Genomic DNA, 12977 nt, shown 5'->3' on the forward strand with positions numbered 1-12977 from the left:
GCTATTCTCGCCCTTCGCCTGCGGTGCCCGGCACCAGGGGGGCGGTGGCGATGATCTCGTCCGCCGCGCGCTGCCCGCTGCCGACGCAGGCGGGGATGCCGACGCCGTCGTACGCCGCCCCGCAGACCCGCAGCCCCGGCAGCGCGGCCACGGCGTCCCTGACCCGGGCGACCCGCCCGAGGTGGCCGACGGGGTACTGCGGCAGCCCGTCGACCCAGCGGGTGACCGCGGTGGCGACGGGGCGGGCGGTGAGCCCGGTCGCCTCGGCGAGGTCCTCGAGGGAGGCGGCGGCGAGGTCGTCGTTCTCCCGGTCCAGCTGCTCCTCCTCGCCGTGCCGGCCGACGGAGGTGCGCAGCAGGAACAGTCCGGGGGCGCTGTCGGCGACCCAGGCCCATTTCCGTGCGGAGAACGTGGACGCCTTGATCGTGCGGCCGTCCACCGGGGGGACCAGGAAGCCGGATCCGGCGGGCAGTGCGGCCGCGTCGGCGGCGCGGAACGCGAAGGTGACGAGCGCCATCGACGCGTACTCGACCCGGGCGAGTTCGGCGGACGCGGCCGGCGCGGTGCCGGCGAGGAGCACGGAGGCCGACCAGGCGGGGGTGGCGAGGACGACGCCGTCGGCGGTGAGCTCCGCCGCGTCGGTGCGGATCCGCCAGCCGTCGGTGCCGCGGGTCAGACCGAGTACCGGGGTCTCGGTGAGGATCTCGCCTCCGGCGGCCCTGACGGCGTCGGCGACCGCGGACGGGAGGGTGCCGACCCCGCCGTCGAGGCCCAGGAACACGGGGCCGGTCTCGTGCCGCTCGGCGGCCCGGCGCTGCACCTCGCGGACGCCGTCGAGCAGGCTGCCGCCCGCGGCCCTGACCGCGTCGAACAGGGCGGGGACGGCGGCGCGCAGGGAGATGCGGTAGGCGTCGCCCGCGTACACGCCGCCGAGCAGCGGCTCGACGAGCCGGTCGACGACCTCACGGCCGAGGCGTTCGGCCACGAAGGTGCCGACGGAGACGTCCTCCGCCAGCTCCGCCGGGGGCAGTTCGCGCTCCCGCCCGATCCTGGCGACGCCTTCGGCGGACAGCAGCCCGGACAGTGCCTCCGGGTTCCCGGGGACGCCCATCACATGGCCCTGGGGCATGGGGCGCAGGGCGTCCCGGGTCCACACGGAAGCGGTGGCGGTGGCGGGGGGCCGGAGCCGGTCGCCGAGTCCGACGGCGCGCGCGAGGGCGACCGCCTCGGGCCGCCTGGCCAGCATCGACTCGGCACCCAGGTCGACGGGGGCTCCGGCGATCTCCCCGGTCCGGAGCTTGCCGCCGAGCCGGCCGCCGGCCTCCAGCAGGGTCACCCGCACTCCGGACGTGGCCAGCCGGTGCGCCGCCGCGAGGCCGGCGATCCCACCGCCGATGACGACGACACGGCCTGCTCGGGCCCGGGGGTGCTCTGACGTGGGCAGCATGCCCCCACTCTCTCAAACCGCCCCGCGCCGGCCTGCACCGGCTCGGGCGCAACCGCCGGTGCGCCCGAGCCGCGAGGGCGCCGCGACGGCGGTGTCGCGCTCCCGCGGGGCCGGGCACCTCGAGACGGCGCACCGGGCTCCTCGCATCCCCCTGGGGCAGGGCCCCGGGCAGGACCGAACGGCCGCTCCCCCGTAGCGTCTTCCGTATGGAACGCATGGTGGTCATCGGCGGCGACGCGGCGGGGATGTCCGCCGCCTCGCAGGCGCGCAGGCTCAAGGACCCCGGAGAGCTGGAGATCGTCGCCTTCGAGCGGTCGCATTTCGCGTCGTACTCGGCGTGCGGCATTCCGTACTGGGTCGGCGGCGACGTGGAGCACCGCGAGCAGCTCATCGCGCGGACACCGCGGGAGCACCGGAGCCGCGGGATCGATCTGCGGATGCGCACGGAGGCCGTGGAGATCGACGTCCCGGGGCAGCGTGTCAGGTCCCGGGACCTGGAGTCGGGCGCCGAGTCGTGGACGGGCTACGACAAGCTCGTCATCGCGACCGGGGCCCGGCCCGTGCGGCCGGCGCTGCCGGGGATCGACGCGGCGGGCGTGCACGGGGTGCAGACCCTCGACGACGGGCAGGCCCTGCTGGACACGCTCGCCGGGCTGGAGGGCCGCCGTGCGGTGGTGGTGGGCGCGGGCTATATCGGTGTGGAGATGGCCGAGGCGCTGCTGAAGCGCGGTTTCGAGGTCACCGTCGTCAACCGGGGCGAGCAGCCCATGGCGACGCTCGATCCCGCTATGGGCCGCCTGGTGCACGAGGCGATGGAGGGCATGGGCATCACGACCGTGAACGGCGCGGAGGTCACCGCGATCCTGACGGATCCGGAGGCGGGCGCGCCCGGCGCGTCCGGGGGGCCGGGCGCGAGGGTGCGCGCGGTCGTCACGGAGGACGGGGAGTTCCCGGCGGACGTGGTGGTGCTCGGCATCGGCGTCGAACCGGAGACGGGGCTGGCGCGCGCGGCGGGACTCCCGGTCGGGACGCACGGCGGGCTGCTCACCGATCTGTCGATGCGGGTGCGCGGGTACGGGGACATCTGGGCGGGCGGCGACTGCGTGGAGGTCCTGGACCTGGTCTCGGGCCGCGAGCGGCACCTTCCCCTCGGCACCCACGCCAACAAGCACGGCCAGATCATCGGCGCGGGCGTGGGAGGCGGCTACGCCACCTTCCCCGGTGCGGTGGGGACCGCGGTGAGCAAGGTCTGCGACCTGGAGATCGCCCGCACGGGCCTGCTGGAGAAGCAGGCCCGCGCGGTGGGCCTGCGCTTCGTGTCGGTCACGGTCGAGTCGACCAGCCGTGCGGGCTACTACCCGGGCGCGGCCCCGATGACGGTCAAGATGCTCGCCGAGCGGCGTACGGGCCGGCTCCTCGGGGTCCAGATCGTGGGACGCGAGGGCGCGGGCAAGCGCGTGGACATCGCGGCGGTCGCGCTCACCGCCGGGATGACGGTGGAACGGATGACGGCCCTGGACCTGGGCTACGCCCCGCCGTTCTCCCCGGTCTGGGACCCGGTCCTGGTCGCGGCGCGCAAGGCGACGGCAGCGGTGGCGCAGGCCGGCTGAGGATCCTGCGGGCGGCGCCGCGCGGCTACCCGGGAGGCGACGCCACGCCATGCGACGCGACCGCCCGGCATCGGCATCGGCATCGGCATCGGCCGGAATCAACCGGCACCGGCCGGCGCCCTGCGGCAGCGCCGGGCCCGCGCACCGGGGCGGGCCCGCGGCCGCCCCGCGGGTGCGCCGGGGGTGCGCCGGGGCGGTCGCGGGCTCCGCCTGCGGTCAGCGGGCCGTACGGGTGTGGACGTACTCCGTGAGGCGGGTCAGGGCGTCCGGGTCGGTGGTGGGCAGCACACCGTGGCCGAGGTTGAAGATGTGCCCCTCCAGGCCGCGCGCCGCGTCCAGCACCTCGCGGGTCTTGGCCTCGACGGCCTCCGGGGTGGAGAACAGCACCGCCGGGTCGAGATTGCCCTGGAGCGCCCGGCCCGGCCCGACCCGGCGGGCCGCCTCGTCGAGCGGGACCCGCCAGTCGACCCCGACGACGTCCGCGCCGGCCTCGCCCATCGGGCCGAGCAGCTCGCCGGTCCCGACGCCGAAGTGGATGCGCGGCACGCCGTACCCCTCGACCTCGGCGAACACCGTCGCGGAGGCGGGCATGACGAAGCGGCGGTAGTCCGCGGGGGACAGTGCGCCGACCCAGGAGTCGAAGAGCTGCACGGCGGAGGCCCCGGCCTCGATCTGCACCTTCAGGAAGGCGGCGGTGATCCCGGCGAGCCGGTCGAGCAGGTCGGCCCACAGCCGGGGGTCGCCGTACATGAGGGCCTTGGTGTGCTCGTGGTTGCGGGACGGGCCGCCTTCGACGAGGTAGCTGGCGAGGGTGAAGGGGGCGCCGGCGAAACCGATGAGCGGTGTGGCGCCCAGTTCGCCGGTGAGCATCCCGATCGCCTCGGTGACGTAGGAGACGTCCTCGGGGGTGAGGTCGCGCAGCCGGGCGAGGTCCTCGCGGCGGCGCACCGGTTCGGCGACGACCGGGCCGACGCCGGGCTTGATGTCGAGGTCGATCCCGATGGCCTTGAGCGGTACGACGATGTCGCTGAAGTAGATCGCGGCGTCGACCTTGTGGCGGCGCACCGGCTGCAGGGTGATCTCGGTGACGAGTTCGGGCCGCATGCACGACTCCAGCATCGGCACGCCCTCGCGCACCTTCAGGTACTCGGGCAGCGACCGGCCCGCCTGCCGCATGAACCACACCGGGGTATGGGGCACGGGTTCGCGTCGGCACGCCCGGAGGAAGGCGGAGTCGCGCAGGGCGTCGGTCGTCGGCTGCTGGCCCGCGGACGGGGCGCCCCCGGCGGGGGAGGTGCTCCGGGCCGGGGGGAGGTCGTTGGCACTCACGCCCGGAATCTTCGCATGTACGGGCAACGAGCAAGCGCGGGTGGGTGTCCCTCCCTGCGCCGGGCCCGCGTTCCGCCTACGCTTCCCCGCATGGCTGCGGCTCAGGGACAGTTCTCCGATCCATCCGACGGCGCCGAGGACACGGACGGCGCCGGGCGGGGCTCAGCGCCGCCGGCGTTCCGGCTCGCGGTCGACGCGCTGCGCGCGGCGCGGCCGCACCCCGGGATCGAGGTGGACCCGGCCCGGCCGCCGCAGCGCCTCGCGCCGCACGCGTACGCACTGGAGGCGGCGGTCGTCGACGACGGGGAGGACCTGGCGGACGGCCGGCTCGTCCTGCTGCACGACCCGGCGGGCCACGACGCCTGGCAGGGCACGTTCCGGCTGGTGACGCTGGTGCGCGCGGAACTGGAGCCGGAGATGGCGGCCGACCCGCTGCTGCCCGAGGTGTGCTGGTCGTGGCTCACCGGCGCGCTGGAGGCGCGGAACCTCTCGTACGGGGAGCCGAGCGGCACCGTCACCAGGGCGGGATCTCACTACTTCGGAGGACTCGCGGACCGCCGTCCGGCGACGCAGATCGAGATCCGGGCCTCCTGGACCCCGCGCGAGGGCGGTGACGGTACCCCCGACACCGCGGCGCACTTCGGGGCGTGGTGCGATCTGCTGTGCCAGGTCGGCGGCCTTCCGCCCGCCGGCCCCGCGGGCGACCCCGGCGGCGCGACGGCGGGCGTCGTCACCCTGCCGCAGCGCAGGGGCCCGCGGGCGCCCTGACGTGTGCGCGCAGGCCCCGCGGTCCGCCCGCGGGTCGGGGCCGCCCGCCGCCCGGGGCGGGCCCCGGGGTACGGAGGCACGGGGATGCGGGGATACGGGGATACGGGAGTACGGGCGGGTCGATCCGCTCCTCCCGCTTCCCATGCGCCGGGTGTGCGAGCGGGGGGGCGGACCCCTCTCCCCGCCCTCGCCGCGGCATCCTTTCGCGGGCCGCGGGGGTGCGGAGATACGGGATGTCCGGACGGGATCGCAGCATGATCGCTCATGCGTCCTAATTGCCGGAATTGTGACTCACTAAATCGTGATCTTTCTCTAAAGGCGACCAGGTTTGCTGCCGAAGAGGTGGTGACCCCTCAAGCACGGTCCGCCCCGGCTTCATCCCCGAGCCGGCTCCGTCCCCCACCTTCCCAGGAGGCCTGGTGTCCGTTCTCCTCGAGCAGCCCGCAAGCCTGGTCGCCTACCGCCCGAACAAGCCGACGGCCATGGTCGTCGTGGCCGACCCGCGCGTCCGCTCCACCGTCACCCGCCACCTGTGGGCGCTCGGGGTGCGTGATGTCATCGAGGCGTCGTCCATCGCGGAGGCCCGTCCCCGCGTCGGCAACCCGCGCGACATCTGCGTGGCCGACGTCCACCTGCCCGACGGCAGCGGGCTGACGCTGCTGTCCGAGACCCGAGCCGCGGGCTGGCCCAACGGCCTCGCCCTCTCCGCCGCCGACGACATCGGCGCCGTCCGCAACGCGCTGGCCGGTGGGGTGAAGGGCTACGTCGTGACCGGCACGCGCACCAACCTCGGCCACCCAGGCCGCCCCGGAGCCGCCCCGATCGGCGCGGCGGCCGCCCGGCTGCACCGCCGGCCCCCCGGCGCCCCGAGCCACCCGGGCGGCTACCGCGAACTGTCGGGCCGCGAGGTGGAGGTGCTCCGGCTGGTCGCGGAGGGGCAGTCCAACAAGGCGATCGGCGTCTCGATGGGCCTGTCCGCGCTGACCGTCAAGAGCCACCTGGCCCGTATCGCACGCAAGCTCGGCACCGGCGACCGCGCGGGGATGGTGGCCGTGGCGCTGCGCACCGGCATCATCCACTGAGCCCCGCCTTTACACCGGACCAGCGCCCGTCGACGGAACGTTCCGTCGACGGGCGCTTGCCGTTGACGGATACCCTTGACAGGTGACCGACGCCCAAGAGACCGCAGCAGAGCCGGACCTGCGCACCGCCGGGGGCGGCCCCCCGGACGACGGCGTCGCCGCCGAGGGGGCGCCGATCCCCCTGCTGGAGCCGCGGGAGGGCATCCCTCCGGTGGTCTCCACACCCGAAGGACTGGCGTCCGTCGTCGCCGCGTTCGCCGCCGGCTCCGGTCCGGTCGCCGTCGACGCCGAACGCGCGTCCGGCTACCGGTACGGCCAGCGCGCGTATCTCGTCCAGCTGCGCCGCCAGGGTGCGGGCACGGCGCTCGTCGACCCCGTCGGGTGCCCCGACCTCGCCGGCCTCGGCGACGCCCTCGCCGGCAGCGAGTGGATCCTGCACGCCGCCACCCAGGACCTCCCGTGCCTGCGGGACATAGGCATGCTGCCGACCAGGCTCTTCGACACCGAGCTGGCCGGGCGGCTCGCGGGCTTCCCCCGGGTGGGGCTCGGCGCCATGGTCGAGTCGGTGCTCGGCTACGCCCTGGAGAAGGGCCACTCGGCGGTGGACTGGTCGACCCGCCCCCTCCCCGAGCCCTGGCTGCGGTACGCGGCGCTCGACGTCGAACTGCTCGTCGACCTGCGGGACGCGCTGGAGAAGGAGCTGGACCGGCAGGGGAAGCTGGAGTGGGCGCGCCAGGAGTTCGCCGCCATCGCCTCGGCGCCGCCCGCCGCCCCGCGCAAGGACCCCTGGCGGCGCACCTCGGGCATGCACAAGGTGCGCCGGCGCCGTCAGATGGCCGTCGTACGGGAGCTGTGGACCGCCCGCGACAAGGTGGCCCAGCGCCGGGACGTCTCCCCCGGCAAGGTGCTCGGCGACGCGGCGATCGTCGAGGCGGCGCTGGCACTCCCGCCGAACGTGCACGCGTTGACGGCCCTGCCGGGGTTCGGGCACCGGGCGGGCCGCCGGCAGCTGGAGCAGTGGCAGGCCGCGGTGGACCGCGCGCTGTCGCTGCCGGAGGGGGAGCTGCCGCAGCCCGGCCAGCCGGTGACCGGACCGCCTCCACCGCGCTCCTGGGCGGACAAGGACCCGGCAGCCGCGGCGCGGCTGTCCGCGGCTCGGGCGGCGGTGTCCGTGCTGGCGGAGCGGCTGAACCTGCCCCAGGAGAACCTGATCGCGCCGGACACCGTGCGCCGTCTGTGCTGGGAGCCGCCGGCGGAGCCGGGCCCGGAGGCGGTCGCGTCCGCGCTGACCGCGCTGGGCGCGCGGCCCTGGCAGGTCGAACAGGTGGGGCCCCCGCTGACCAGGGCGCTCCAGGCGACCGTCTGAGACCGCCGCTCCCGCGGCGCGCCGGGCCTGCCCGGCGCGCGCTCTCCCCGCGCCGAAGGGGCCCGGGGCGCACCGGTCGACGGCGCACAGGTCGTGGGGCACACCGCGCGCCGGGCACGCCTCTCCGAGCGGGCGGCCCCCGGCGGTCACTCGTGCGTGCCACTGCCGGCAGCGGTGCCGGTGCGGCGGGGAGCGGGGGCGGGCCCGACGCGCGACCGTGTGGGGTGTGACGTTCACCGCTCCCGCGACGAGGGGTGGGCAACCCTGTTACCCGTAAGTAGCATGAGGGCAGCAAGCGCACGCTTAGCCGCGCGTCACGCAGCAGTGCCACCCCGCACCCTGGAGGAGAGCCATCGTGCCTCGTACCGTCAGGGACGTCGTCTTCGTCGACGGCGTCCGCACCCCGTTCGGCAAGGCGGGCCCGAAGGGCATCTACCACGAGACCCGTGCCGACGATCTCGTCGTGAAGGCCATCCGGGAGCTGCTGCGCCGCAACCCGGACCTCGACCCGGCGAGGATCGACGAGGTCGCCATCGCGGCGACCACGCAGATCGGCGACCAGGGCCTGACGATCGGCCGCACCGCCGGCATCCTCGCGGGTCTGCCGCAGTCCGTGCCGGGCTACTCCATCGACCGCATGTGCGCCGGCGCGCTGACCGCCGTCACCACGGTCGCGGGCAGCGTCGCCTTCGGTGCGTACGACATCGCCGTCGCCGGCGGCGTCGAGCACATGGGCCGCCACCCGATGGGCGAGGGCGTGGACCCCAACCCGCGCTTCGTGTCGGAGAAGCTCGTCGACGAGTCGGCCATGTTCATGGGCATGACGGCGGAGAACCTGCACGACCGCTACCCGCACATCACCAAGCAGCGTGCCGACGAGTACGCCGTCCGCTCGCAGGAGAAGGCCGCCAAGGCGTACGCCAACGGCAGGATCCAGCAGGACCTGGTGCCGGTCTCGGTGCGCCGCACCAACCCGGAGGCCGGTGAGACCGGCTGGGGCCTGGTCACCGCCGACGAGCCGATGCGCCCGGGCACCACGCTGGAGAACCTCCAGGGCCTGAAGACGCCGTTCCGCGTCCACGGCAGGGTCACCGCGGGCAACGCCGCCGGTCTCAACGACGGCGCCACCGCCTCGCTGATCGCCTCCGAGGACTTCGCCCGCGAGCACGGCCTGCCGGTCAAGATGCGCCTGGTCTCGTACTCCTTCGCGGGAGTCGAGCCCGAGGTCATGGGATACGGCCCGATCCCGGCCACGGAGAAGGCCCTCGCCCAGGCGGGGCTGTCCATCGGGGACATCGGCCTGTTCGAGATCAACGAGGCCTTCGCCGTCCAGGTGCTCGCCTTCCTCGACCACTACGGCATCGCCGACGACGACGCCCGCGTCAACCAGTACGGCGGCGCCATCGCCTTCGGCCACCCGCTGGCCTCGTCCGGCGTGCGTCTGATGACGCAGCTGGCGCGGCAGTTCGAGGAGCAGCCGGAGGTCCGCTACGGCCTCACCACGATGTGCGTCGGCTTCGGCATGGGCGCCACCGTCATCTGGGAGAACCCGCACCACAAGGACGCCGGAGGCAACAAGTGAGCGAGCGCAGCGAGCGAACCACGGAGAGGTGCAGCATGGGCGAATGCCCCACCGAGCGAAGCGAGGTCGCGGCATGAGCACCACCGCTGAGCTGCTGAAGGGCGCGGCCGAGCTGTTCCCCGGCGAGGTCGTCACCCAGGCCCACGTACGCCACCTCGACCTCCCCGGCGGCGCGGGCAGGTTCGCCCTCATCACGCTGGACAACGGCCTGGACCACACCAAGCCGACCACGTTCGGCCCGCAGTCGCTGGCCAACCTCAACGCCGCGATCGACCAGGTCGAGAAGGAGGCGTCGGAGGGCGCGGTGGTCGGCGCCGGAATCACCGGCAAGCCGTTCATCTTCGCCGTCGGCGCCGACCTCAAGGGCGTCGAGCTGCTGAAGCGGCACGAGGACGCGCTGGCCATCGGCAAGGGCGGCCACGACGTCTTCAAGCGGCTGTCCTCGCTGGGCGTGCCCACGTTCGCGTACTACAACGGCGCGGCGATGGGCGGCGGTGTCGAGGTCGGACTGCACTGCTCGTACCGCACGGTCTCGTCGGCCCTGCCGGCCTTCTCGCTGCCCGAGGTGTTCCTCGGCCTGGTGCCCGGCTGGGGCGGCTGCGCGATCCTGCCGAACCTGATCGGGGCCGACCGCGCCGTCTCGGTGATCATCGAGAACTCGCTCAACCAGAACAGGCAGCTCAAGGGCGTCCAGGTGCACGAGCTGGGCATCGCCGACGCTCTCTTCGAGGGCGCGGACTTCCTGGAGCAGTCGCTGATCTGGACCGCGTCCGTCCTCAAGGGCGAGATCGTGGTGGAGCGCCCCGAGATCGACCGCGGCGAGGCCTGGGAGCAGGCCGTCGCCAGGGGCCGGTTCATCGCCGACTCCAAGGTGCACGGCGCCGCCCCGGCCGCCTACCGGGCCCTCGACATCATCGAGGCCGCCAGGGACGGCGACCTGCAGAAGGGCTTCGACGCCGAGGACACCGCGCTGGCCGACCTCATCATGGGCGGCGAACTGCGGTCCGGTATCTACGCGTTCAACCTGGTGCAGAAGCGCGGCAAGCGCCCCGCCGGCGCGCCGGACAAGTCGCTGGCCCGCCCCGTCACCAAGGTCGGTGTCGTCGGCGCCGGACTGATGGCGTCCCAGCTGGCCCTGCTGTTCCTGCGCCGCCTCGAGGTGCCGGTGGTCCTCACCGACATCGACCAGGAGCGCGTCGACAAGGGCGTGGGCTACGTCCACGCCGAGATCGAGAAGCTGCTGGGCAAGGGCCGCATCAACCAGGACAAGGCCAACCGCCTCAAGGCGCTGGTGACCGGTGTCCTGGACAAGGCCGAGGGCTTCGCGGACGCGGACTTCGTCATCGAGGCCGTCTTCGAGGAGATGACGGTCAAGCAGAAGGTGTTCGCCGAGGTGGAGGCGGTCGCCCCGGCGCACGCGGTCTTCGCCACCAACACCTCCTCGCTGTCGGTGTCGGAGATGGCGTCGAAGCTCCGCCACCCGGAGCGCGTGGTCGGCTTCCACTTCTTCAACCCGGTCGCCGTGCTCCCGCTGCTGGAGATCGTCCGGGGCGAGCAGACCGACGACGCCTCCCTGGCCACCGCCTTCGCCGTCGCCAGGAAGCTGAAGAAGACCGCGGTGCTGACCAAGGACGCCCCGGCGTTCGTGGTGAACCGCATCCTGACCCGGTTCATGGGCGAGATCCAGAACGTCATCGACGAGGGCACCCCGGTCGCCACCGCGGAGAAGGCGATCGAGCCGCTCGGCCTGCCGATGTCGCCGCTGGTGCTGCTGGAGCTGGTCGGCCCGGCGATCGGTCTGCACGTCTCCGAAACCCTGAACCGCGCCTTCCCCGAGCGCTTCACGGTCTCCCCGAACCTCAAGGCGGTCGTCGAGGCCGGCAAGCGCGGCTTCTACGTCCACGACAGCGGCAGGCCGGAGCTGGACCCGGAGGTCACCGCGCTGCTGAAGCAGGGCGACAGCGTCCTGACGGAGGAGCAGGTCCGCGCCCGGGTCCTGGACGCGGTGGCGCAGGAGATCGGGCTGATGCTGGAGGAAGGCGTCGTCGCCGAGGCGCAGGACGTCGACCTCTGCCTGATCACGGGCGCCGGCTGGCCGTTCCACCTGGGCGGCATCACGCCGTACCTGGACCGCGAGGGCATCAGCGAGCGGGTCAACGGCAAGCGGTTCCTGGCGCGGGGGGTGGCGAGCGTCCCGGCGTGACGGTGCGACCCGCGTCTCACGCCGTGTGAGAGGTCGGGACGGCCGGCGGCCTCGGACCGGTGACCGGTGCCGGGCCGCCGGCCGGTCGTCGGCGGTGGCCCGTCGGTCGTCGGTCGTCGGTCGTCGGTCGTCGGTCGTCGGTCGTCGGTCAGCGTCCGGCGGTGCGGCGTTCCGCCGCCCCTGGGCTACCGGTGGTCGGGCCGGACGACGGATACGGGCGGTACGGGATCTCTCCCGTACCGCCCGTTGCCGGTCGCGCAGCACCACGTGCCACGCCGTTCCCGAGTGTGCGGCCCACCACCCGTTCCGGTACACCGCACCCGTCCGGTGCACCGCACCGGGCCGGAAGGACGGCAGGACCGGGCGGCGCGTCCGGCATCACACCCGCGTCCACGCCTCCATCGCCAGCCCGGACCCGGACTCCTGGCGGGTCACGCGCAGGGTGCCGTCGGCGCCGAGGGCGGCGAGGACGACCCGGCCGGTGCCGTCGACGGCGAGGGCCGGAGCGCCGACGCAGGGCTCGCCGGTGGGCGCCCAGTCGAGGGCGGACTCCTTCTCCGTGGGATACGCGGCGAGAACCGGCCGTCCGTCGGCGCCGCGCTGCGCCAGGATCGTGCAGTCCTGGCCGTCGACCGGCGTCCGGAGCACGGCCGGCGGCCCGGAGCCGCCCTCCGAACCGAGCAGCGCGGGGGCTGCCATGCCCTCGCGCCAGGCGTGGACGGCGCCCTTGGCCGCGTCGCGCCAGAAGTGGGTCAGCCGCTCCGGGCCGGTGCGCTCCGAGCAGACGCAGCCGTCGGCGGCGGAGGACGCGATGCCGGCGGCGCGCCGGAACTTCACGCCCCGGGCCTCCTGGTCCCACCGCAGCACGGCCTCCTCCGTCGGGGCGAGGACCTCCATCAGCCCGTGGTCGGTGACCGCAGCGGCGGGGGGCCCGAGCGTCCCGCTGCCCTTGAGGTCGGCCCACTTGTTCCATCTGCCGTTCGGGACCTGCGCCCGGCCGCAGACTCCGCCGCCGCTGTTGCGCACGAAGACGTGGAGGGAGCCCTCCGCGTCCACCACGGCCGAGGGGAGCCCCGTCGTCGCCGCGAGGGCGCGGTCCTGCGCGTACGGGGTGCCGAGGGCGTACCAGTCCCGCATCGGGCGCCCGGACTGGTACTGGATGGCCTGCACCACGTCCGTGGCGACCTCGCCGCCGGCCATCGGGGTGCGCCGCAGCCCGACCAACTGCACATAGCCGTCCGCGCCCTGGGCGATGGCCAGGTAGGGCAGCAGGCCGGGGGCGGGGAACAGCTCGGGGCCGGTCCACCCGGGGCCGCCGGGCCGCTTCTCGGTCCAGCGCAGCACACCGCCGGCGGCCGGGGTGTACGCCGACAGCCGGCCGTCCTTGCCGCGCAGCAGCCACCCGGCGGTCGGCGGGAGCGAGGGATCGGCGGGCAGCGGGGCGGGCACCCGGGCCGCACCGCGCTTTCCGCCCTCGGCGCCCACGGCTGCGGGGACGGCGCCCGTCCGGCGCTTCGGCCTCCGCTCAGACCGCGATGACATGGCCCGTCGCCCACCTTCCCCGAGCGCCCGTTCAGGCGCCCGATGCAG

At 74.5% G+C, this 12977-nt stretch carries 9 protein-coding genes; 6 read left to right on the forward strand and 3 right to left on the reverse strand.

Features of this window, described 5'->3' with window-relative positions; translation table 11 throughout:
- Position 1 precedes the first annotated feature (1 nt).
- Positions 2-1447: a protoporphyrinogen oxidase gene (hemG, locus tag SCWH03_RS19375; RefSeq protein ID WP_173265542.1), complete on the reverse strand. Its 1446-nt coding sequence runs from the start codon at positions 1445-1447 to the stop codon at positions 2-4.
- A gap of 206 nt (positions 1448-1653) precedes the next feature.
- Here hemG and SCWH03_RS19380 point away from each other — a divergent pair, with 206 nt between their 5' ends.
- Positions 1654-3057, forward strand: coding sequence for an FAD-dependent oxidoreductase (locus SCWH03_RS19380; protein WP_173265543.1), 1404 nt, complete (start codon positions 1654-1656; stop codon positions 3055-3057).
- A 216-nt stretch (positions 3058-3273) separates the two neighbouring features.
- Here SCWH03_RS19380 and hemE read toward each other — a convergent pair whose 3' ends face one another.
- Positions 3274-4386: a uroporphyrinogen decarboxylase gene (gene hemE, locus SCWH03_RS19385; RefSeq protein WP_173265544.1), complete on the reverse strand. Its 1113-nt coding sequence runs from the start codon at positions 4384-4386 to the stop codon at positions 3274-3276.
- A 90-nt stretch (positions 4387-4476) separates the two neighbouring features.
- Between hemE and SCWH03_RS19390 the strand changes: the two genes are divergently transcribed.
- The 5 genes from SCWH03_RS19390 (at position 4477) to SCWH03_RS19410 (ending at position 11387) form a co-directional block, all read left to right on the forward strand.
- On the forward strand, positions 4477-5154 hold the full coding sequence (locus SCWH03_RS19390; RefSeq protein WP_173265545.1) for a DUF3000 domain-containing protein: 678 nt from the start codon (positions 4477-4479) through the stop codon (positions 5152-5154).
- Between the two features lie 419 nt (positions 5155-5573).
- Complete coding sequence (locus tag SCWH03_RS19395; RefSeq protein WP_109296649.1) at positions 5574-6236, forward strand: helix-turn-helix transcriptional regulator; 663 nt, start codon at positions 5574-5576, stop codon at positions 6234-6236.
- Between the two features lie 82 nt (positions 6237-6318).
- A complete protein-coding gene (locus SCWH03_RS19400) occupies positions 6319-7602 on the forward strand; it encodes an HRDC domain-containing protein (RefSeq protein WP_173265546.1) in 1284 nt (427 codons plus the stop codon).
- Positions 7603-7957: 355 nt separating this feature from the next.
- The gene (locus SCWH03_RS19405; RefSeq protein WP_173265547.1) at positions 7958-9184 is read left to right on the forward strand and encodes a thiolase family protein; all 1227 of its coding nucleotides are present in this window, start codon (positions 7958-7960) and stop codon (positions 9182-9184) included.
- Between the two features lie 73 nt (positions 9185-9257).
- Positions 9258-11387, forward strand: a complete 2130-nt coding sequence (locus tag SCWH03_RS19410) for a 3-hydroxyacyl-CoA dehydrogenase NAD-binding domain-containing protein (protein WP_173265548.1) — start codon at positions 9258-9260, stop codon at positions 11385-11387.
- Between the two features lie 378 nt (positions 11388-11765).
- Here the strand turns inward: SCWH03_RS19410 and SCWH03_RS19415 are convergent, their stop codons facing one another.
- Positions 11766-12872 (reverse strand): PLL family lectin, encoded by a 1107-nt coding sequence (locus tag SCWH03_RS19415; protein ID WP_173265636.1) that lies wholly within the window; start codon positions 12870-12872, stop codon positions 11766-11768.
- Positions 12873-12977: the final 105 nt, after the last annotated feature.

This window comes from Streptomyces pacificus, from assembly GCF_011766325.1.
GTDB lineage: Bacteria > Actinomycetota > Actinomycetes > Streptomycetales > Streptomycetaceae > Streptomyces > Streptomyces pacificus.